The sequence below is a fragment of the Solibacillus sp. GQ1 genome (genome assembly GCF_059758555.1).
Genome location: NZ_JCAXEX010000006.1, coordinates 106571 through 127495, shown reverse-complemented (window position 1 = coordinate 127495; position 20925 = coordinate 106571). Strand labels below are relative to the sequence as shown.

Annotated in this window: 21 protein-coding genes; 5 read left to right on the top strand and 16 right to left on the bottom strand. The window is 36.5% G+C overall.

The genetic code is table 11. The features are described from left to right. The first annotated feature begins 133 nt into the window (after positions 1–133). Positions 134–1324, top strand: a complete 1191-nt coding sequence (locus tag AC6CH1_RS17865; RefSeq protein ID WP_251691291.1) for an FtsW/RodA/SpoVE family cell cycle protein — start codon at positions 134–136, stop codon at positions 1322–1324. A 95-nt stretch (positions 1325–1419) separates the two neighbouring features. On the opposite strand, the gene AC6CH1_RS17860 is transcribed toward AC6CH1_RS17865, so the two are convergent. Next, positions 1420–1557, bottom strand: coding sequence for an Lmo0850 family protein (locus AC6CH1_RS17860; RefSeq protein ID WP_176141992.1), 138 nt, complete (start codon positions 1555–1557; stop codon positions 1420–1422). Positions 1558–2041: 484 nt separating this feature from the next. Between AC6CH1_RS17860 and AC6CH1_RS17855 the strand changes: the two genes are divergently transcribed. Both AC6CH1_RS17855 and cls read left to right on the top strand, forming a co-directional pair. After that, the gene (locus tag AC6CH1_RS17855) at positions 2042–2842 is read left to right on the top strand and encodes a YwqG family protein (protein WP_498318701.1); all 801 of its coding nucleotides are present in this window, start codon (positions 2042–2044) and stop codon (positions 2840–2842) included. Positions 2843–2924: 82 nt separating this feature from the next. Then, a complete protein-coding gene (gene cls, locus AC6CH1_RS17850) occupies positions 2925–4391 on the top strand; it encodes a cardiolipin synthase (RefSeq protein WP_427713811.1) in 1467 nt (488 codons plus the stop codon). A 115-nt stretch (positions 4392–4506) separates the two neighbouring features. On the opposite strand, the gene AC6CH1_RS17845 is transcribed toward cls, so the two are convergent. From AC6CH1_RS17845 to AC6CH1_RS17835, 3 genes are all read right to left on the bottom strand, one after another. Next, positions 4507–5397, bottom strand: a complete 891-nt coding sequence (locus tag AC6CH1_RS17845) for a M15 family metallopeptidase (protein WP_498318699.1) — start codon at positions 5395–5397, stop codon at positions 4507–4509. A 25-nt stretch (positions 5398–5422) separates the two neighbouring features. Next, entirely contained in the window at positions 5423–5677 is a 255-nt protein-coding gene (locus tag AC6CH1_RS17840) for a hypothetical protein (RefSeq protein ID WP_079523311.1), read from the bottom strand. Positions 5678–5966: 289 nt separating this feature from the next. Next, complete coding sequence (locus AC6CH1_RS17835; RefSeq protein WP_251691284.1) at positions 5967–6761, bottom strand: helix-turn-helix transcriptional regulator; 795 nt, start codon at positions 6759–6761, stop codon at positions 5967–5969. A gap of 587 nt (positions 6762–7348) precedes the next feature. Here AC6CH1_RS17835 and AC6CH1_RS17830 point away from each other — a divergent pair. Then, positions 7349–7999, top strand: a complete 651-nt coding sequence (locus AC6CH1_RS17830; RefSeq protein ID WP_008405802.1) for a LytTR family DNA-binding domain-containing protein — start codon at positions 7349–7351, stop codon at positions 7997–7999. Positions 8000–8334: 335 nt separating this feature from the next. Beyond that, a complete protein-coding gene (scpC, locus tag AC6CH1_RS17825; RefSeq protein ID WP_427713817.1) occupies positions 8335–9855 on the top strand; it encodes a succinyl-CoA:acetate CoA-transferase ScpC in 1521 nt (506 codons plus the stop codon). 185 nt (positions 9856–10040) lie between these two features. Here the strand turns inward: scpC and AC6CH1_RS17820 are convergent, their stop codons facing one another. The 12 genes from AC6CH1_RS17820 to AC6CH1_RS17765 form a co-directional block, all read right to left on the bottom strand. Next, the gene (locus tag AC6CH1_RS17820) at positions 10041–10448 is read right to left on the bottom strand and encodes a 3-oxoacyl-ACP reductase (protein ID WP_427713820.1); all 408 of its coding nucleotides are present in this window, start codon (positions 10446–10448) and stop codon (positions 10041–10043) included. A gap of 348 nt (positions 10449–10796) precedes the next feature. Beyond that, positions 10797–11078 (bottom strand): GNAT family N-acetyltransferase, encoded by a 282-nt coding sequence (locus AC6CH1_RS17815; RefSeq protein WP_008405806.1) that lies wholly within the window; start codon positions 11076–11078, stop codon positions 10797–10799. Between the two features lie 97 nt (positions 11079–11175). Beyond that, a complete protein-coding gene (locus AC6CH1_RS17810; protein WP_251691278.1) occupies positions 11176–12090 on the bottom strand; it encodes a DUF1002 domain-containing protein in 915 nt (304 codons plus the stop codon). A 119-nt stretch (positions 12091–12209) separates the two neighbouring features. Further along, the gene (locus tag AC6CH1_RS17805) at positions 12210–13067 is read right to left on the bottom strand and encodes a CvfB family protein (protein ID WP_498318696.1); all 858 of its coding nucleotides are present in this window, start codon (positions 13065–13067) and stop codon (positions 12210–12212) included. 26 nt (positions 13068–13093) lie between these two features. Next, positions 13094–13513 (bottom strand): transcriptional regulator MntR, encoded by a 420-nt coding sequence (mntR, locus tag AC6CH1_RS17800; RefSeq protein WP_251691274.1) that lies wholly within the window; start codon positions 13511–13513, stop codon positions 13094–13096. A 313-nt stretch (positions 13514–13826) separates the two neighbouring features. Further along, positions 13827–14114, bottom strand: coding sequence for a late competence development ComFB family protein (locus tag AC6CH1_RS17795; protein WP_427713826.1), 288 nt, complete (start codon positions 14112–14114; stop codon positions 13827–13829). Positions 14115–14363: 249 nt separating this feature from the next. Continuing rightward, complete coding sequence (locus AC6CH1_RS17790) at positions 14364–16775, bottom strand: penicillin acylase family protein (protein ID WP_498318694.1); 2412 nt, start codon at positions 16773–16775, stop codon at positions 14364–14366. A 78-nt stretch (positions 16776–16853) separates the two neighbouring features. Beyond that, positions 16854–17612, bottom strand: coding sequence for an exodeoxyribonuclease III (locus AC6CH1_RS17785; RefSeq protein WP_427713830.1), 759 nt, complete (start codon positions 17610–17612; stop codon positions 16854–16856). 102 nt (positions 17613–17714) lie between these two features. Further along, entirely contained in the window at positions 17715–18626 is a 912-nt protein-coding gene (gene murB, locus AC6CH1_RS17780; RefSeq protein ID WP_251691267.1) for a UDP-N-acetylmuramate dehydrogenase, read from the bottom strand. An 85-nt stretch (positions 18627–18711) separates the two neighbouring features. Beyond that, the gene (locus AC6CH1_RS17775; protein ID WP_251691265.1) at positions 18712–19017 is read right to left on the bottom strand and encodes a winged helix-turn-helix transcriptional regulator; all 306 of its coding nucleotides are present in this window, start codon (positions 19015–19017) and stop codon (positions 18712–18714) included. A gap of 199 nt (positions 19018–19216) precedes the next feature. Then, entirely contained in the window at positions 19217–19855 is a 639-nt protein-coding gene (locus AC6CH1_RS17770; protein WP_498318692.1) for an FMN-dependent NADH-azoreductase, read from the bottom strand. A 213-nt stretch (positions 19856–20068) separates the two neighbouring features. Next, positions 20069–20773 carry a DsbA family oxidoreductase gene (locus AC6CH1_RS17765; protein ID WP_251691261.1) on the bottom strand — a complete coding sequence of 235 codons (705 nt, stop codon included), beginning with the start codon at positions 20771–20773 and terminating at the stop codon, positions 20069–20071. Positions 20774–20925: the final 152 nt, after the last annotated feature.

The following is a 20925-nucleotide window of genomic DNA, read 5'->3' as shown; positions in this document are numbered from 1 at the left end:
CAATTTCCGCGAAAACTTTCCTATATCTGCAATTCTTTTACCGGGAAATGTTGTGCCCATATTAAGAACCTTCAATTTGTTGGTATCTTCTGGCCCTTTAACGGGTTAAATTTAATAATTTAAGGTGAATCGAATGGATACAAACAATTATAATTTTAATAAACGGTTCGACTGGCCGCTTACAATAATCTTAATTTTATTTTTAGGAGTAAGTTTACTTGCCATCGCTTCTGCCCAGACATCTGGGCAATACGGCCAAAACTACGTACCTAAACAAGTCTTAAACTATGCAATCTTTGCCTTTATCGTTGCATTTGTCATGTACTTTGACCCAGATCAATATAAAAAATTAGCATGGCCACTTTTTGGTTTTGGGATTTTGTTATTAATCGCACTTGTCATTATTCCAACTTCAACTGGCATAACAGTTGAGAGAAACGGGGCAAAAAGCTGGTTCCAAACACCAATTGGTAATATTCAGCCTGCCGAATTTATGAAAACATTTTATATTTTGGCCGCTGCCTATTTAATCAGTAAGCACAATGAAAATTACCAAATTAAAACGGTCAAAACCGATTTATTGCTACTCGGCAAAATTGCTTTAACTTTGGCAGTACCGCTTGGCTTCATTATGCTCCAGCCCGATTTAGGATCTTCTTTAGTATTTATCGCCATTACTGCTGCACTTGTAATCGTGGCAGGTGTAACTTGGAAAATTATTTTACCGTTATTCGGCGGGGCTTTCCTTGTAGGCGGATCGTTATTATGGATGGCCCTTTATATGCAGGATTTCCTTGAAAAGACATTTGGTTTCCAGCCATACCAATTCGCTCGTATTTACTCATGGCTTGATCCCTATTCGTATGCAACATCAGACGGCTATCATTTAATTACTTCTCTAAATGCGATTGGCTCCGGTGAGGTTTTCGGGAAAGGATTCCTGGCGCGTGAAGTATATGTGGCGGAAAACCATACAGACTTTATCTTTGCTGTAATTGGCGAAGAATGGGGTTTTATCGGCGCAAGCGCTGTTATTTGTCTATACTTCCTGTTAATCTATCACTTAACGAAAATGACATTATTATTAAAAGATCCGTTCTGTACTTATGTATGTGCAGGAATTATCGCCATGATTACATTCCATGTATTTGAAAACATCGGCATGACGATACAATTACTGCCAATTACCGGTATTCCGTTACCTTTCATTAGCTATGGAGGTAGTTCGATGATGGGGAATGCCTTAGCGATCGGTCTTGTCTATAGTATGAAGTTTCATTACCGAACATATATGTTTACAACAAATGATCCTGACGATGAATAAAACAAAAAGGACCCGTGCATTCCGCGGGTCCTTTTTCTATTGCTTCAGATGAAAATAAAGTATGAAAAACAGGGTTTCATCACACCTGATTTTCATTAATTTTGCGTTTGTGGAGTTTGTGTTGGTGGTGTTAAAACTTTTAAAAGCTCAAGACGAGATTTCGTAACTGTCGCCGTAACACCTAATTTTGATAAGTTTGTAACAATACGCTTTAAATCAATCTCTTTCGCCATTTGATTACACCTCAAACTTTCCTTTGTTAATATATATAACGATTTTTCATGTTAAAAGTTTCAAATTAATAAGGTCAGACCTTCTAATACTTCATATATTACCACGTAAAATCTTATTTTTCTTTCCTGTTTTGTGACAAATCTAAAACATAATTAAACTTAACCGTTTATTAACAATAATAAACCTGGATAAATTTATTTTAGAGAAAAAATTTTTTCTTGTAAATTTTATAATTACTTTTGAATTAGTTTACATAATCTTCTCAAATACATGTTATTTAATAATTTTATTTTTCGCGTGTAGTTAAATTGAATTGCATTATATTTCCCCACTACGTTTAACAAAAATTACAAGTGGAAATATTGAAAATATCATAACCATTTTTGTGAAGTAATTCCGATTAGGAATAAACAAATTTTCGTCCTTACGGGCCTTTTAGTTCATCATTTCAAATAGATGTTACTTCAGTAGGAGGAACTTCAAATGTCACATATAGAAAAAAATATTTATATCCCAAAAGAATTGATCCATTTTCATACAAGTTTAAGTCATTCTGCTGAACAAGTAGCAATTTTAAAACCGGTGAAACAACCTGCGTTTTTACACGAAAGTAAATTTGCCGGCCTTCCTTTTCTAACAAATAAAATGGAACACCCTAAAGACAATCAAAATCGCTATATGCTATTTTTGGCACAGCTTAACTTTGCGGAGATTCAGCTTGACCATCCATTTCCACAAGATGGTATATTGCAATTTTATATTCCACAACAATGTTATGAAAGGGAAAAATTACATTCGGAATGTCGTTATTTTAAAGTCCAATATATACCTGATCAAGTTCACTATAATGAATTTATTCATGATTTCACGTATTTAGAAGACGTAAACATCGGCAGTTTCCCGATTCAGCAGGAGATGAAGCTCATTCCAAAAACACAGTTTGAACCGGTTTCAGCAATGGATTACCGTTTAAATAATTATTTTAAACCTGAAATAATGGATGCACCCATTACATTGGATGACCGTTCATTTCAGGATGTATATTTGGAAAGTTATTTAGCGGCAGAACATAAAATTGGCGGCTATCCATATTTTATACATCAGGACTTCAGAAAAACGTCGCCCTATTTACAGCACTACGACACATTATTACTGCAAATCATTTCAAACGATGAGCAAAATATTATGTGGGGAGATAGTGGGATTATCAGCTTCTTCATTAACTCAAAAAAATTAGCACAATGTGATTTCTCGGATATTTACTTCCATGTTGAGGAATATTAAAACAGTAAGAAGCACTCGCTTGAAGTGTTTCTTTTTTTGTTTTGCTTCCATAGGCTATAATGAAAAGAAAGAAGGAAAGTAGGTGAATCTTTTGGGCGCAATTATTCAAAGTTCCATTCTGGTACCACTTATTATGTTTATAAATATTCTATTTGCCCTGACCGTCATCTTTCTTGAGCGCAAAAAGCCTTCATCGACTTGGGCATGGTTGCTCGTTCTTTTTTTCTTACCGTTTGTTGGATTTTTCCTCTATTTACTATTAGGAAGACAATTGAGAAGAAAGCACTTATTCCGGTGGGATGGCAGAAAAGATATCGGTATTGAACAACTGATTAGTTATCAGATTGAAGCAATTGAGAATAATGAACTGGAACTACGTGCAGAACATATTAAAAGTTATAATCATCTCATTTATATGAATTTAAAAACAAATAACGCTGTCCTGACACAGGATAACGATGTGAAGATTTTCGATGATGGCAGTGACAAGTTCGAAGCACTTATAAATGATATTCAACATGCGAAAAACCATATTCATATTCAATACTATATTTTCAAACTGGATAACTTGGGGCAACGCATTGTAAATGCTTTAATAAAAAAAGCGAAACAAGGTGTAAAAGTAAGAGTACTATTTGATGAAATGGGCTCGCGCGGAGTGCGGAAGCGGCATTTTAAAGACCTGATCGAAGCTGGCGGTGAAGTAGAAGTATTTTTCCCTTCGATTTTACCACTCATCAATCCACGCTTAAACTTTAGAAATCATAGAAAAATTTCCATAATAGACGGTCGTATCGGCTATATCGGAGGATTTAACGTTGGGGACGAATATTTAAGTTTATCGGATCGATTCGGCTACTGGCGCGATACACACTTACGTATTGAAGGAAGCGCAGTCCACCCCTTACAGACTCGCTTCATTTTGGACTGGAATCAAGCAAGTGCAAAAAATGATATTTGCTATGCAGAGCGTTATTTTCCGATTATCCCTCAAAAAGGAACGGCAGCTCTCCAAATTATTTCAAGTGGTCCTGACACAGAATGGGAAGTAATTAAAAACAACTATTTGCATTTAATTACGAATGCAAAAAAATACGTGTACATACAGTCCCCGTATTTCATTCCAGATGAATCTTTCTTTGACGCTATTCGAATCGCAGCCCTATCCGGCCTCGATGTGCGGATTATGATTCCAAATAAACCTGACCATATGTTTGTCTATTGGGCGACTTATTCATACGTAGGGCCACTCGTTGAAGCAGGTGCAAAAGTGTATCATTATGAGAAAGGCTTTATTCACGCCAAAATGATTGTTGTGGATGATGAAATTGCATCAGTCGGTACTGCAAACATTGATGTGCGGAGCTTTAGTTTAAACTTTGAAGTGAACGCCCTTCTTTATGACAGAGTATTGGCACACCGTCTTGCCGAGATATTCGAAAGTGATATATTAGACTGCTCAGAGCTCACATTTGAACTGTACAAAAATCGTTCCAGTTTTATTAAGTTCAAAGAATCCATTTCCCGTTTATTATCACCGATACTATAGGGAAATGAAATTGAGCTGAAAGTATATCAGGTGAATTGAAAGCCCTTTTTGCACACAATAAAAAACCAATTTTCTCTAGGGAGAAAATTGGTTTTTTTATTTATAAATCAGTTTATTATTGTATCCCTAAGTATTCTTCCAACGTTACGCCTGCTTCAAATACCTTTGTCGCAAGTTCGCCTTCCAAATAGCGGAAATGCCATGATTCATGCATGAATCCTGTAATTTCTTCTTTTCCTTTTGGATATCGTAAAATGAACCCGTACTTATGGGCATTTTGTGCCAACCACTGCCCTGCTTCAGTGTCGCCGAACTCATTTGTCAGCCACAAATCTTCACGACCCTTTTCCCCAATATCAAAAGCGAGTCCAGTTTGATGCTCGGAATACCCTGGTCTCGCACTATAGCGATCTGCCGCTTCCTTCCCATCTCGCTTCACATACCGATCGTAGAGTGTTTGTTGATATTCGTAAGAACGGAAACCACTAAAAGCAACGAGCTCTATTCCATTTTCCATCGCAGCTTTTGCCATCTTTTCAAAAGCGGCACGCGCCTTTGGATTTTCCCCTTTATTGTACGTAGCAGGAAGGGGGTTTTTCTTATTCGCAATTAAAACCCCTTTTACAAAAGTAGGTTCTGTTGCAGGCTTTTGGCCAACAATGTATCCATTTTCCAGCGCTACTTCTTCCGTAGCGGGTGGTGTTTCTTGAGCAGGTTGTTTAATTGGCTGCTCCCCGGAATTTGCCGAAGGATTTTCACCGTTTTGTTCTGAAGAAGCTAGATCATCAACATTTTCATCTTGTGGCTTCACCGGTTCTTCCGTTTCGTTTGTTTTATTTTGCGTCTCTTCATTTTCCAGTTCAGTTGGTTCAACAGATTGTTCTTCTGTAGCAGATTGTGCTACTTCAAATTTATAATAAATAGACCCTAAGATCGCGATTAAAATAACAATTGAAATGGATACAATCATTGCGATCGGACTTTTTCTGTTTGCTTTTCTGTTCATTCCATTTCGCCTTCTTTTTCTATTTTTATCCTGTGACAATAATAAATAAAACAATAATTGATAAAACCGCAAAAATCATCGACATCTTCTGCATCCATTTTGCTTCTTTTTCATGACCCTTTTCTTTAAAGGTACGTGAACGGAAAAAATTCGTAAACGTAAACATAATCGTCATAGCTAAAATGGCCGCTTCCATATTTTGTTTCACAATGAAAAATAATGCGGTTAAACTAGCTCCTGCAACTAAAACGAGTGAGATCGCTCTCTCATATTTTTTCATTTTTCTCTCCTTACATACTGATTGCATGTTCTCATTAAATGCAATCTATTTTCCAACCTTTGTTTAGTATAAAACTAGCTTAATTGATAATGCAATTTTGAAAATCTTAAAGGCACAAACTAGTTATAAAATAAAAAACTCTACATGTAATAATATATACCATGCAGAGTTTTCATATATTATTCTTTTTTTTCTGAAACTTTCAGCTGAACGAAGAATAAAGAATTTAAATTAACTAATCTGCCCTACATTCAAGGGATTATTATACGCACTATTAGGCTTGCAAGTATTAAATACTTTGGTACTCTACTTCAGGAATTTCAAATCGGAAAAACTCATGATGCAGTTCATCACGGAAATGTTTAGGTGTTACACCTGTGTATTTCTTGAAAATTCTAGTGAAATAACTCTGATTGCAGAAATGGAATTGATCTGAAATTGACGTAATACTTTTATTCGTATGGCGTAAATAATATTGAGATTCCTCTACACGGCGGACATTTAAATATTCAACTAAAGTGATACCTACATGCTCACGGAAAATACGCGATAAATGACTCGTACTAATATGGAAGTTTGCTGCAATACTTTCAACTGTTAAATCATTTTCCAGCTCATCATTTATGTACATAATTACTTTGTTTACTGTTTGGTGACGGAACGTAGGCTGCTTTCGGTCCGCAATAAAGTACACATAAAAATCGATTAAGTCATCTGCAAATTGCAGAAACTCGGCATCCTTCATCTTGTTTTCAATCATATCTGCACATGCTAAATTGAAGGCAAATGCTTTTTTAGAAGGGACTTGATTATCTAAAAGCTTACGCGCAACAATTGAGGATAACGTAACAAAATACGAGCGCACTACTTTAATGACCTGTTTTCCGAAGCGTGCGGATAATATGTCTATAATTTCGTGTAATGTCTTCTTTGCTTTTGCTACTTCTAAATGATAAACTTCAAAAATTAATCGAGATTCCAGAACAAAAAAATCTTCGATACCAGCATATTGATTGATATTGTCAATCTCTTGAAAATACCGTTTTGAAATTGTTTCCGAGATTGAATATTGATGTAGTTGCATAAGTTACCCCATCTTTCTTCAGAATGACCTTCTATTACTTATCAGAAAAACAAGCCTAATACAAATGTACAAGAAATTGTCATAATTCTGCAGATTGGTTATATTCCTTACATCTGCCAGACTGCATTTCATAATAAGTAATAACATTATATTAATCATAAGAAATTTCTATAGTAGAAATTCTTTTATTAAGCAAAGTAAATATTTATTCATTTTTATATTTATACTATTATAGTATGCATTGTTTTCCGCATATTAGTACATTTTATTAGTAACTATAGTGAATATTACCATATTACAAGTTTTGCTTTCAACCTAATTTTAACAATTAACCTAGGACAAAATTATTAGGTTACTTCCAATTATAGAAATAAAGGAATTTAAAAAATGCTTATTTCACCTAATCATACTCTTTTACCATAGTAATTTTCACGCTATTTTTTCATTATATTTTCCATAAAAAAATGCCCTTTTTAAATCCACAAAAAATATTTTTCATTTTAAAAAATCTTCCCAACCCAATTTCTTTAAATATGTAGTAAAATAGTTCATAATTGTATAAAATGCTTATAAAGAGGTGTTATAAAGTGGATCCAAGACAAATAGAAGAAATTATGGAAGTCATTAAAGAATTTTTCCCTGAGAATACATCAATTGCTATTTCAGATACAAATGAGTATTTATATTATCAGCCCAGCAAAAAAGTAGACTTAAAAATCAAACCAGGTGACCCGATTAAAGAAGGTTCAGCTGCATACAAAGCTTTAACGTATGGTCAAAAAATCAATTCATACATTGAATCGGATGTATTCGGAGTTCCTTATTACGGAATGAGTATTCCTCTCATTGAAGAAGGTGAAACAAAAGGTGCTATTACAGCTATCTTCCCTCAAAAACCTTCTCCATTTTTAACTAATTATATTACAGTAAAAATTGATGACTGCTGGTACCCAATTAAACACAATCAAGTAATTTATCTTGAGACACAATTGCGTAAAACATTTGTAAAAACGATGCACCGTGAAGGATATCACCGTTTGAACTTAAGTGACTTAGAGTTATTTTTAGCTCCTGATTCGTTCATCCGTTGCCACCGTTCTTATATTGTTAATATCGATTACATTGATGAAATCCAACCAGATTCACATTCAACTTTCCTATTAATTATGAAAGACGGCACACGTATTCCTGTAAGCCAACGCTATGCTAGCTACTTCCGCCGTTCTTTAGGATTCTAAAATCATTTAAAAGCGACTCGTACATACGAGTCGCTTTTTTACTTTCTGCCTCCTCCACCTGGCCTTTTGACCTATTCTTCCTTCCTTAATTGTGCATATTTGCTAAACGAGTAACTAGGTAACTTCACACGCAATCTACTTTTTATCTCTTTTTTACGTTAAATTTCTCTAATAATCAACTTTTAAGCGCTTTTATGTTGGGCGTGAAGTAAATGTGACAATTTGATGATAATATTAGCATAAATGCCGGTTTACTATCTGGTGAAAAACACAGAAAATTACAAAATTTTCTGTTTATCAAACGATTAAATAACTTATTAGGGGAGGATTTATTCATGGATCCACGAGTTGAGAAACGTTTAGGTTTAAAACAATTAGTAGATAAAGTTGTATCTGCTGAAGAAGCTGCTGCTTTAATCCAAGATGGCACAGTAGTAGGGATGTCAGGATTTACTCGCGCAGGTGATGCTAAAGTTGTACCAATGGCATTAGTAGAGCGCGCTAAAAACGAAAAATTTAAAATTGATGTATATACAGGGGCTTCATTAGGTCCTGAAGTTGATAACTACTTAGCTGCTGCTGGTGTTATTAACAAACGCGGTCCTTTCCAAGGGGATGCGGTAATGCGCGGTTTAGTAAACAAAGGCGAAATTTCTTATGTAGACGCACACCTTTCTCACAATGCTGAGTTAGTACGTCAAGGAATTATCGGTCCTATTAAACACTTAATTTTAGAAGCAGTTGCAATTACAGAAGACGGCTTAATTATCCCATCAAACTCTGTAGGTAACTCACCAATCTTCGCTGAATATGCTGAGAACATTATTATCGAATTAAATATCTCTCATCCAGAAGCATTGATCGGTATTCACGATATCTATGTTCCAGGTGAACAAGGTAAGCGTGACGCGATTCCAATGACAAATGCTGAGCAACGTATCGGTGAAATCGGTATTAAAGTAGATCCAGCTAAAATTAAAGCAATCGTTATCTCTGAAGAGCCAGACGCTCCTTCATTAATCGTTCCTCCAGATGAGGAAACACAAACAATGGCAAACATTTTATTAGACTTCTTCCGTTCTGAAATCAAAGCGGGTCGTTTAACAAATGAATTAATGCCATTACAATCAGGTGTAGGTTCTGTAGCAAACGCAGTATTAGACGGCTTTGCTGATGCAGAATTCGAAAACTTGGTAGTTGCTTCTGAAGTATTACAAGATGCAGTATTCAACTTAATTGATGCTGGTAAAGTACGCTTTGCTGCTGCAACTTCTATTACACTTACAGAAGAATTACAGAAAAAAGTTTACGGCAACTTAGAAAAGTATGCTGATAAAATTTGCTTACGTCCACAAGAAATCTCTAACCACCCAGAGCTTATCCGTCGTTTGGGCTTAATCTCAATCAACACTGCTCTTGAGTTGGATATTTATGGTAACGTAAACTCTACACACGTTTCAGGAACTAAAATGATGAACGGTATCGGCGGTTCTGGTGACTTCGCACGTAACGCTCGTCTTGGTATCTTCGTAACGAAATCATACGCAAAAGGCGGCGCGATTTCTTCAATCGTACCAATGGTTTCTCACGTAGACCACACTGAGCACGATGTAGACGTAATCGTAACTGAACAAGGTATCGCTGATTTACGCGGACTTGCTCCAAAAGAGCGCGTAAAATTAATCATCGAAAACTGTGCTCACCCAGATTTCAAAGATCAGTTATGGGATTACTATAACCGCGCTTACGAAGCAACTGGCGGCGCGCACACTCCTCATATCTTAGAGGAAGCTCTATCTTGGCACGTTAACCTTGCTAAAAACAAAACAATGAAAAAAGAAACAGCTAACGCTTAATCTTTATACATGTTAAAGGATTTGTCTGAAACGATTTAAAAACGTTTCAGACAAACCCTTTTTTTATCGTTTTGAAGTTTAATTCCTTATTCAAAGTGTTTTCTAGACATTACCAAGCCCCAACATCATAAAAAAAGGAGGCTAATTTCCCGCCTACCTTGTTTTTATAACACTCATCGGTTTGCTTATGCTCTTTTATCCTGTTCATGATTATAATAATCAGTTGTTGTTTGAGCGCCTTCTTCGACCATTTGGTTACCTTCTAACGTATGGTCTGCAACCTCTCCTGCTGTCACTGCAACATCTTCCAATGATTCTTCTTTGTAATCATCTTTTCCGACAGAAGCCGATTTCGCCATATTTGTATCTAAATCTCCTGTCGATGATGGATGCGCATTTTCGTTACTGTAACCAGCTGATTTGTCTTGTACTTTTTGCATCAAGCCCTGAACTCCACCGCTTTCATTTACTTTACCTTTTGCTTTATTAAAATAGTCCATTGCTTTATCACGGTTTTCCTTTTTACTTAAAAATGAAGCAGCACCTGCTAATAATCCTGCAACTACAACGCCTTTACCTTTTAATTTAGCCATAATAATATTACCTCCTAATTCCGAATTTATTTTACCTTTTCATATAAATTAATATACCCTGCGAAATTCTTTTAAAACATTGGCTGTTATAGGAGTAAAAACTACCTGAACTGGGTAAATATATATAAATAAGGGAAATAAAGGAGTGTTTAACATGTTCCAAAACAAAGAAATTACATATAAAGGTACGGAAATTCTTACTCTTCTCGGTGTTTCAGGAGTTGTTACTGCTTTGATTTTATTATTGGTAGGATTTTAAATAAACATGACAATAAATCAAAAGAAAATTATAATTCCATAATAAAACACGATTTTCTAAAAAATGAAAATCGTGTTTTTTGTATATTGCTATACTTTTACATCGTCATACGCGTCACTTTTTTGGAATGAAGAAACGACATATGAACAAATGGCATTCATTTTGTAATTGTTTTCTCGAGCGTAATCCGCAGCGGCATCTAAAAGCTTTTTAGCTACCCCTTGACCGCGTAACACATCAGATACATACGTATGATCCATATTCATGACCCCGTCACGTAAAACCCAAGTAATCTCAGCAACACGCTGACCGTTCAATTCGTATTCCAGAGCACCATAGTTGTTCCCTTTGTCTTTATAAATAAATTCCATATTTCTCCCTCCTTCTATACTTCACAATATACCATAATTTGAATTTTCAATAAAAATAAAAGCACCCGATTATGAGTGCTTTCATTGAATGACTATTTTATTTAAACCAAGATGAAATTGTATCGATTAAATTATTGAAGAAGTTTTTGACGCTTTGCCAAAATCCTTCATCCTCTAATATTGCACCGAACTTCTCATCGAACTTTGCAGTCAAATCTGAAAGCTGTGAAGATAATTTACTGAAGTCGATATTCAAATTACTGATTCGGTCCATTAAATCCACTAAAAGCTGACGGTCTGTTTCACTTAAATTGATTTGCAGTTTGTTCAACTGTTCTTCAACAATTTGCTGAACTTCTTCTTTTGTTGCCGGTTTATTTTCAGCAATTGCTTTCTTAATTTCTGTTAATAATTCCGAAACTTGTGCATCTGAAACCCCTGCCGATTCAGCAATTGATGTTGCAACAGATAATTCGTCATTCGCGACATCTGTACGCTCAATATCTAATGTCTCACCTGTTTTTGCTTCATATGCTTTATATATCCCAACTAATGCCGAGTGACCTGTTACCGGTTTAGGTGCTGCAATTTCCACAATCGCATCTTCAATACCTGCTGTTAACATGGCATTTGCATACATTTCCGATGTTACCTGTGTAATATTATCTGGTGTTACAATACTAATCGTAAGTCCCTTGCCTGCATCTTGACGTGTAATTTTAGCAGATGAAAACATGCGTGAACTTGGGTTACTATCTTTTATATATTTTGCTAAATCCTGTCCTGAAATTGTAATTTCATCTATTTCTGTTTCCTGATCCACACGCAAAGCAGTTTTTACTGTTTCTTTTTCATCAGCAGATAAATTACCTCCGTAAACAACGATTGGTACGCCGAGCTTTTCATTGATTGGATTTTTTTGTTCTGTAGTTGCCGCAGAAGCGCTCATTGGTAAAACAAAAGAAATCAATAACGCGAATGCTGCAATAACACCCATCCATTTTTGTCTCATTTATAAATCCCCCTTTACGAATGTATATGTTGTCCAATTCTACTATACATTCTCTAATTAATACGAATAAAAAAAGTAAAAGGTTTCATATACATTTCCCCTTTTACTTATAGTTGTATCTACACGATTTCTGTCCAGCCGTCTTTTTGCGTAATTTTGCGCGCTTTCATTAAAGTACCTAGTGCACGCTTAAACGAACCTTTACTCATCTTGAACATTTCAGAAATTTCCTCTGGCGTTGATTTATCGCCAAACGGCATTTTTCCGCCGACACTTTCCAAATATGCAAAGATTCTCTCAGCATCATCACCTAAACGCTCATGTTTTCGAGGTAAAAACGAGCCGTTTAACGAGCCATCTTCCTTCACATCAATAATGCGCACTTGCACTTCTTGTCCTAAACGCGGCTCAGCTTTCATTTCCGATTCGTGGACGAAAATACGATAAGGATTTTCAACCCCTAATAAAAACGATCCTACCGGTAATAGACGGTATGGTCGAGCTGTAATGTTTTTATTGAACATGTCTTCCGCTGCGCCTTCATACATGTCATTAACTTTTTCTTCTGTAATTAAACGACCGAATAAATCTCCGTTGCGATCTGTACGTAATGTAATATACAAATGATCTCCTGCTTCCGGCCATACATCTTCAATCACCGGCAAGTCTTCAGCACGTACTAATACTTCGCGGGATGTACCAATATCACAGAAGGCACCTTCTTTTGTTACTTTCAATACACGTGCCCAACCGTAATCCGCTTCTGTAATATGCGGAATGGCTGTCGTTGCCTGCAGGTCTCCACGGCGATCCGTATAAAGGAATACTTTTAAAACATCGCCTATCGCAATTGTTTCAGCTACATCTGATGCATTTAAGGGAATTTCCAACTCACCATTTGTTAAAATATAACGTGACCCTTGTTCTTCCAATACCGTTAATTCCACTACTTGTCCTGATTTTATTAATTGATTCATCATATTCTCCTTTTTCTTGTCAATCATTACATACTATGATTTGATTTCATTTCTTCCAGCTTCTTCGTCATTTGAGGCTGTTCTTCTAAAAGCTGTACAAGATCCGCAATGCGATCAATGGAATTCCAGCTCAAGTGATGTTCAATACCTTCAACGTCTTCATATATACGTTCTTCATCAACCCCTATTAAACGCAAAAATTGCTCCAGCAAATCATGTCGCTGAACAAGTCTCTTTCCTAACTTTTGCCCTTTTGGCGTTAATGTTAAGCCTCTATATTTTTCATATATTAAATAGCCGTCTTTATCTAATTTCTGCACCATTTTTGTAACGGAGGAAGGTAGAACAGATAAAGCTTCCGCAATATCGGACACACGTGCATACCCTTTATGTTCAATTAGTAGATAAATTTGTTCAATGTGGTCCTCCATGCTAGGTGTTGGCATAGCTGTTCCCTCTCTTTCCAATTGCTTCTTTCAGTTTACTACAATTTCACGCAAAAAGTTAACTGAAAACAGTAAACGCTTAAATTACATAGGCTCAGTTTCATAACAATTCGGCTATGGTTACACAGGAAGCAATTTAGTCAGCCATCTACGTGAATAGTGGCAATTTTAAAGTCTCCCTACGTTAAAAGGCATTAAAAGAAAAAGGCTATTGCAATTAGTATGCCCCTAATTGAATAACCTCTTCATTTTATCTTTTACAAAACTTGATCATGACTGCTTATATACATAATGAACGCATTGAAATCATTTCTTATGGATGCTTAGGATATTGTTTTACGATGTGAAGTGCATGGATAATTTGTTTATTGATTTCCTCAAGATATTCCGGGGTGCTCATTTGTTTAAATACAGCATCTCTCGTCTCATCCGATGTAACATAACGAGCAGGCAATACATTTAAAACAATTGCATTCACATCCATCTCACATTGTTCACAATGGCAAAATGTTTGATATTCAACGCCATGCAGCAGAAAACTAACAAGCCCTTTTACAATTTCTTCTGTTACATTTATTAATTTAATACCTGACATTGTCATCTTTCGCCCCATTTATAAAACCAGATTATCTTCTCTAATCATATAACGCCAAGTAATTTAACTCAAACATTTCGATTAGCATATGTGACTTTTTTACTTTAAATTAGTAATTTTCACCTCTGCATTTTAACTCATTTTATTAATATTTACTGCACTACTATTCTCCTTATATCAAAACTTAAACGTCAAAGTAACATTTAAATATAAAAAATCCCCCCTTTTTAAAAAGGGAGGACTGATTCAATTTTATCACTCAGCTTTTAATATCAATTCATAACCATGATCGATATCGCCATTGATTTTCGTTTTATGATAGCGCCCGTAAACCCAGTTTGAAGTCTGGTTGTCATACCATTTAGACTTCACATGTCCGCTCTGTCCTGGACCGACAATATGATATGCTGATTTTAAATTATCCAAGTCAGCTACAAAGCGCCACGATGCACCGTGATTTACATTTCCGTTGCCATCTTCAGAAGCTGCTTGCACGGTAACACTAGAACCGCCAACCGGTAGCTTTTCAGGGTTGACATAGTCCGCTAAAAAGTCCGATGCGCTTGCTAATGGATGATCAAATGTCAGCTGATTATAGCTGCCCCATTTCCATTTTGAAACAGACGTCCCAAATTTACCTTTAATCTTTGTTACAGCATCCTCGAATGCAGTATAAACAAATTTATCCAGTCCGCCTTCTTCTGTAATCCAGACACCCGGATTGCCTGCATATGCATCACGCAGCATTTGGTCTGTAATTTGCGATTTGCCAGGCATTAATTTGTAAACATCTTCCGGCATTGCATCTTGGAATAATGCTTTTTCCATATTTTCAATTAAGAAGTGGTACACAAGTGGTGCACCTTGATCTTTGTCATCATAATACTCCCATTCTTCCAGGAGAGTAATGACACTCTTATACTTGTCTTCTTTATCTTGAGCTTTAATCGTTTCAAGCAAGCCCGGTAAAAATTCTGCGGCATGCAAATTCTTTTTATCCATTTGCATACCTTTCATTTCTGCAACAGAAAGCTTTAATAATTCACCTGTTTCCTCATCATACATCGGTGTTTTAATCATTTCTACGATTCGCTCATATCGATAAGGCTGTGCCCAAAGATTTGAAATATGGTAAGGGTATTCATCACCTACAACTTGATTGTTCGCTGTTGCAATATAGCCTTCTTCCGGATTAATAACAGTTGGCAGCTCATCAAATGGGATATAGCTTTCCCAGCCGTATTCCGACGAATTACCTGGCACCGGTAATGAACCTGTACCTTGTTTACGGATTGGTACTAGACCATTTGCTTTGTAAGCAATTGTTCCATCAGTTGAAGCAAACACAAAGTTTTGTGCCGGTGCTTTAAAGTCCTCTAGCGCAACTTCAAACTCTTCCCAATTTGTCGCTTTATTGAAGCCTAATACTGCTTTTAATTCTTGTGTTGATTGCAGTGCTGTCCACTGCATAGAGAACTGCTCTTTCATTTTTGTATCTTTTAACATAATGTTAGAAATGATTGGACCATGGCGTGTTTCCACAACTTCAAAGTCCACCGTTTCACCGTCTTTTACTTTGATCGGCTCTTGTCGGACAGTTGCCTCTTCCCATTCACCGTCATATTCAAATTCATATGGGTTTTCAGGGTTTGGTTTTTCAATATATAAATCTTGTACATCCGGGTTCACATTCGTTACGCCCCATGCAATTTGTTCGTTATGCCCAAGAATAATTCCAGGGATCCCTGCAAAAATTACACCACTAACATTTTGTTCAGGTGATTCCAGATGCATTTGATACCATACAGATGGCGTGCTTAATCCTAGATGTGGATCATCTGCAAGTAATGGCTTACCCGATTTTGTCAGCTCGCCACTTACAACCCAGTTATTACTGCCGTTATGTTCTGACGGTAAGTAATCTGTCGGAATGGCACTTGCAATATCCGTTTCCAGATTTAAATTTGCTTCAATAATTGATTGAGCGTTTTCTGGGTACTCTACAAATAATTCTTCAGCTTGTTCTTGTGTATAGTTTTGCATTGCCCATGATCGGAAAGCTTGCTGATTCCAGTTTCCGCCTAAGTCATATGCCATATATTTACCAATTGTCAATGAATCAATCGGTGTCCAAGCTTCAGGCGTATACCCTAGTAGTTTGAATTCATATGAAAGTTTGCTCGTACCTTTTACTTCATCGATAAAAGCATTTACACCTTCCGCATACCATTCAAGAATTTGTTTTGACTGTGCATCATAATCATCCCATGATAACTCTGCAGCATGTCGTAAACTGAATGTACGGAAAAACTTATCTGTATTTACTGCAGATTCCCCTACCACTTCAGCTAACATACCACTTGCTTGGCGGCGCGCTAAATCCATTTGGAATAAACGATCCTGTGCCTGCACATAGCCTTGTGCACGGTAAAGATCCGCGTCAGACTTGGCCACAATGTGTGGAACCCCTACACCATCTCTCGTAACTTCAACATCATCATCTAAAATCGATACCGCGAGTTCACCTTCAATGACAGGTTTAGAATTTGCTACGTATAAGTGCAATCCTGCTACCGCTGCACCACCTACAATAATTAAAATCCCAACTGCCCAAATGACGATGTTTATAAATTTGCGCCCTTTTGACTTTTTCGCCTGTTGTGCCATAAATTCCACCTCTTTTTTTTCTGTTTTTACAAAGCTTTATTATGCTGTAAAAGTTCTGTTTCTATTAGTCTATTCATCTTACACCGTTTTTAATTTTAATACGATAGGGCAATGATCGCTACCTAAAATTTCTGAATGTATAGATGCTTCCTCTACTTTTTCAACAAGTCGGTCAGATATAATAAAATAATCGATGCGCCAGCCGATATTTCGCTCACGTACTTTGGCCATATAACTCCACCATGTAAAATGGTCGGTTAAGTCCGGATGGAAATGACGAAACGTATCCGTAAATCCACTTGAAAGTAATTCTGTCATCTTTCCGCGCTCTTCATATGTAAATCCGGAGTTCCCGATATTGGATTTCACATTTTTAATATCCAGTTCACTATGTGCAACATTTAAATCTCCACAATAAATGACGGGCTTTTTCGCATCAAGTTCCTTCAAATATAGTGTCATCCGGTCTTCCCATTGCAGCCGCTCTTCCAGACGAGTTAAATCTCTCTTAGCATTCGGTGTGTACGTGTTTACTAAATAAAAGTTTTCATACTCCAATGTAAGGATGCGGCCTTCATCTGCCGCAATTTCATTTTCAATTCCGTAGTACACTGCTAACGGTTCATGTTTCGTAAATACAGCTGTACCGGAGTAACCTTTTTTCACTGCTGAATGCCAATATTGATAATATCCTTCCAGTTGAAGATCAATCTGTCCTACCTGGCATTTCGTTTCCTGGATACAGAAAAAGTCCGCATCCATTTCACGGAAATAATCCAAAAATCCTTTATTTACACAAGCACGAATCCCGTTCACATTCCACGAAATAAATTTCATCTTTCTTACTCCTTTTATGTAATCTCATATTAATTATCATTAAAAAAAAAGAGAACTCGCGCTAAATTAGCACGAGTTGAAGTCATTTTATATCATCCAAGATTAGTCTTCACCGACGATTTTTACTTCCATTTCCAAGTCGATATCGTACTTCTCTTTTACAACACGCTGTACCATTTGAATTGTATCGATATAGTCCTTTGCCGTAGCATTGTTTTTATTGACGATAAATCCTGCATGCTTTGTAGAAACTTCTGCCCCTCCGACACCTTTACCTTGCAATTCACTATCCTGAATAAGCTTACCTGCAAAATAACCTGGTGGACGTTTGAATACACTGCCCGCCGAAGGGTATTCTAGCGGCTGCTTCGATTCACGCTGGAACGTTAAATCGGCAATCTTCTCATCTATTTGCTTTTGATCACCATGTGCTAACTGAAACGTAGCAGACAGTACGAAATAGCCTTTTTTTGCAATGATACTTTTCCGGTAAGAAAGCTCCAGTTGCTCGTTGTTCAGCTCAAGAAGCTCTCCTTTCGGTGTTAGTACTTTACAAGTTGTAACGATGTCTTTAACCTCACCACCGTAAGCCCCGGCATTCATTGCCATTGCTCCACCGATTGAACCTGGAATTCCGCATGCAAACTCAAAACCGGTTAAGCTCTGAGCTGCGACTTGCTTTGATACTTCTTTAATCAATGCGCCACTTTGCGCATAAACCGTATCACCTTCAATACGAATTTCGTCCAATAAAGCAAAATGCAGGACAATACCACGTACTCCACCATCACGTACGACCATATTGGAGCCGTTCCCCAGCATGAGTAGCGGTACATTATTTTCATATGCATACTTAACGACAGCTGCTGCTTGTTCTTCTGTATTCGGCAGCACTAAAATATCTGCCTTACCGCCAAGCTTTGTCATCGTATATTTTTTTAGTGTTTCATTTATTTTTATATTAGTTGAAGGGATCCATTGTGATAAATCATTTTCCCACTGTTGAATTGTCATAAAAAACATTTTCCTTTCCTGTAAAGCTGACGTACTTTTTAAGTATCTGTTTTTATAACGCTTTTTACAAGTAAAACAGCATGATTTATAACCAAGTTTTCGCCCATATTTCAATTTCTCTCACAGTTTGTTCAAGTGAATGCCCTTTATCCGTTAAATTATACTCAACACGAACCGGTACTTCTGAATACACTTTACGTTCAACAATACCTTCTTTTTCGAGTTCCTTTAAACGCTCTGACAGTAAGCGTCCACTAATCGGTAATGCTGATTCGATCGCATTGAAACGTTGAGGTCCTTCCAACAATTGATAAATAATTAAAGCTGTCCAGCGTTTCCCGACTAGCTCCATTGCTTTTGATAGACGCGGACATAGTGCTGATTCTTTCATTTTCTTCACCTCATATTCACTACTCTAAAACTAAATTTATTTAACTGCTACTTATTATATTACCACTTCTTATTAATTACAAAAAGTAAGTAGCTTACTACCAAGTGAATTTTACATTAATAAATGTGTTGTCCGATTAAAAAAAGAAGGGAGCCCACAACTTTGTGAGCAACCCTTCTCTACTATATGAATAATTTAATTAAGCTGTTACTTTTGCCAAATTTTGCACTGCAGCTTTTACTTTTTCTAAGCCTTCAGCAATAATCTGTTCAGCTCCAGCTGGATTTGATGCATGACCTTCGATAATAACTTCATCAATTTTTTCCATACCATATACGCCACCAATAACCGCATTAATATAGTTTACTGACATTTCTGATGCAGATGCTTGTGGTGTTGAGTAAATACCGCCACGTGCGTTTAATACGATATATTTTTTGTCAGTCATTAAGCTTACTAATTGACCTTGTTCATTGTATTTGAATGAATAGCCAGCGCCATAAGTATAATCGATGAATGATTGTAATGCTGCTGGAATTGTTAAGTTCCATAATGGGAATGCAAATACTACTACATCTGCAGCTGTTAAAGCTTCACGAGATTTGTTGAAAGCAGCTAAAGAACCTGCTTCGATTGCTGATAATTCTTCGCCTGCTTGTGCTTTACCGAAAGCGTTGAATAATTCTTGACCGAAATATGGCATATTTTCTTCAAATACGTCAAAAGTTGTTACGTTTAAACCTTCATTGTTCGCAACTTCAGCCATGAATGTTTCATACATTTTTGTTGATACGCCATCTGGGCGGTTATTTGCTTTTACTACTAATACGTTTGTCATTTTCATTTCTCCCTACTATTTTCAATATTATTTATTTTTAAATTATTATCTTGTTTTAAAGTATCTCAAATTCGAGGTACTTTTATATAATAAAAGAACAACCTAAAAAAATCAATTAGATTGCTCTCATACTTTAGTCTGAATTCCTATTTCGATTTTATATAAAAATATGAATCTAGGTAAAATTCCCTGTTTAACTCCTATTAACTCCAGTTAAATATCACAAGAATCATCGGTACATGCAGCACCGTCTACCCCTTGCATTTTCAAAGGTTTACGTAAACCAATTTCCTGTGCTGCCTTTTCAATCGTTTGTTCAAACACTTCCTGTGGCTGTGCACCTGAAATGCCGTACTTATTATCAATGACAAAGAAAGGTACACCACGTACACCAAGATTTTGAGCGACTGCAATATCTTGCTGCACCTGTTCCATATACTCATCGCTTTCAATAACTTGACGAGCTTTTTCTGCAGATAACCCGACTTCTTTTGCTAATGTCAGTAATACCTCAGTTTGTCCGATTGCTTCGCCTTCTAAAAAGTAAGCTTTTAAAACGCGCTCGGTAAACTCTTTTTCTTTTCCTTCTGTTTCAGCCCATTTTGCTAAACGGTGCGCTTTTACAGTGTTTGCACTTTTCATTTCATCAAAATTGTACTCAAGCCCTACTTCTTTGGCACGTGATGTAACATTTGCTGTCATCTTCTTCACTTCATCTAATGAAATCTGATATTTTCGTGACAGTTCTTCATATACAGAGCTTGTCGTATCAACTGGTGTGGAAGGATCCAATAAATAGCTTTTATAGGCTACTTCAATTGAATCTCCGTACCCAAGTTCATCTAATGCGATTTCTAATTGTTTCTTGCCAATATAGCAAAAAGGACATACATAGTCAGACCATACTTCGATTTTCATGCTAATCACTCTCCTTGTCTTGTATTGTAGCGAGCAACTATTCAAAAGTACAATGTTTGAAACTAGCCTCCCCCCACATAAAGGTCCGAGGAATTTTTATTATGTGACGTTAGCTGAATAAATTCTGGTCAATTACCCTATGCTGAAAAATA

Excerpts from the sequence above, each read along its gene's own strand:
- AC6CH1_RS17795 (WP_427713826.1), bottom strand. The coding sequence starts at position 14,114 with ATGACAATGTCAGGTATTAAATTAATAAATGTAACAGAAGAAATTGTA.
- mntR (WP_251691274.1), bottom strand. The coding sequence starts at position 13,513 with ATGCCAACACCTAGCATGGAGGACCACATTGAACAAATTTATCTACTA.
- murB (WP_251691267.1), bottom strand. The coding sequence starts at position 18,626 with ATGACAATTCAACAGTGGGAAAATGATTTATCACAATGGATCCCTTCA.
- AC6CH1_RS17765 (WP_251691261.1), bottom strand. The coding sequence starts at position 20,773 with ATGAAAATCGAAGTATGGTCTGACTATGTATGTCCTTTTTGCTATATT.
- AC6CH1_RS17810 (WP_251691278.1), bottom strand. The coding sequence starts at position 12,090 with ATGAGACAAAAATGGATGGGTGTTATTGCAGCATTCGCGTTATTGATT.
- AC6CH1_RS17775 (WP_251691265.1), bottom strand. The coding sequence starts at position 19,017 with ATGAAAGAATCAGCACTATGTCCGCGTCTATCAAAAGCAATGGAGCTA.
- scpC (WP_427713817.1), top strand. The coding sequence starts at position 8,335 with ATGGATCCACGAGTTGAGAAACGTTTAGGTTTAAAACAATTAGTAGAT.
- AC6CH1_RS17785 (WP_427713830.1), bottom strand. The coding sequence starts at position 17,612 with ATGAAATTTATTTCGTGGAATGTGAACGGGATTCGTGCTTGTGTAAAT.
- AC6CH1_RS17820 (WP_427713820.1), bottom strand. The coding sequence starts at position 10,448 with ATGGCTAAATTAAAAGGTAAAGGCGTTGTAGTTGCAGGATTATTAGCA.
- AC6CH1_RS17860 (WP_176141992.1), bottom strand. The coding sequence starts at position 1,557 with ATGGCGAAAGAGATTGATTTAAAGCGTATTGTTACAAACTTATCAAAA.
- AC6CH1_RS17770 (WP_498318692.1), bottom strand. The coding sequence starts at position 19,855 with ATGACAAACGTATTAGTAGTAAAAGCAAATAACCGCCCAGATGGCGTA.
- AC6CH1_RS17855 (WP_498318701.1), top strand. The coding sequence starts at position 2,042 with ATGTCACATATAGAAAAAAATATTTATATCCCAAAAGAATTGATCCAT.
- AC6CH1_RS17835 (WP_251691284.1), bottom strand. The coding sequence starts at position 6,761 with ATGCAACTACATCAATATTCAATCTCGGAAACAATTTCAAAACGGTAT.
- AC6CH1_RS17865 (WP_251691291.1), top strand. The coding sequence starts at position 134 with ATGGATACAAACAATTATAATTTTAATAAACGGTTCGACTGGCCGCTT.
- AC6CH1_RS17815 (WP_008405806.1), bottom strand. The coding sequence starts at position 11,078 with ATGGAATTTATTTATAAAGACAAAGGGAACAACTATGGTGCTCTGGAA.
- AC6CH1_RS17845 (WP_498318699.1), bottom strand. The coding sequence starts at position 5,397 with ATGAACAGAAAAGCAAACAGAAAAAGTCCGATCGCAATGATTGTATCC.
- AC6CH1_RS17840 (WP_079523311.1), bottom strand. The coding sequence starts at position 5,677 with ATGAAAAAATATGAGAGAGCGATCTCACTCGTTTTAGTTGCAGGAGCT.
- AC6CH1_RS17805 (WP_498318696.1), bottom strand. The coding sequence starts at position 13,067 with ATGAATCAATTAATAAAATCAGGACAAGTAGTGGAATTAACGGTATTG.
- AC6CH1_RS17790 (WP_498318694.1), bottom strand. The coding sequence starts at position 16,775 with ATGGCACAACAGGCGAAAAAGTCAAAAGGGCGCAAATTTATAAACATC.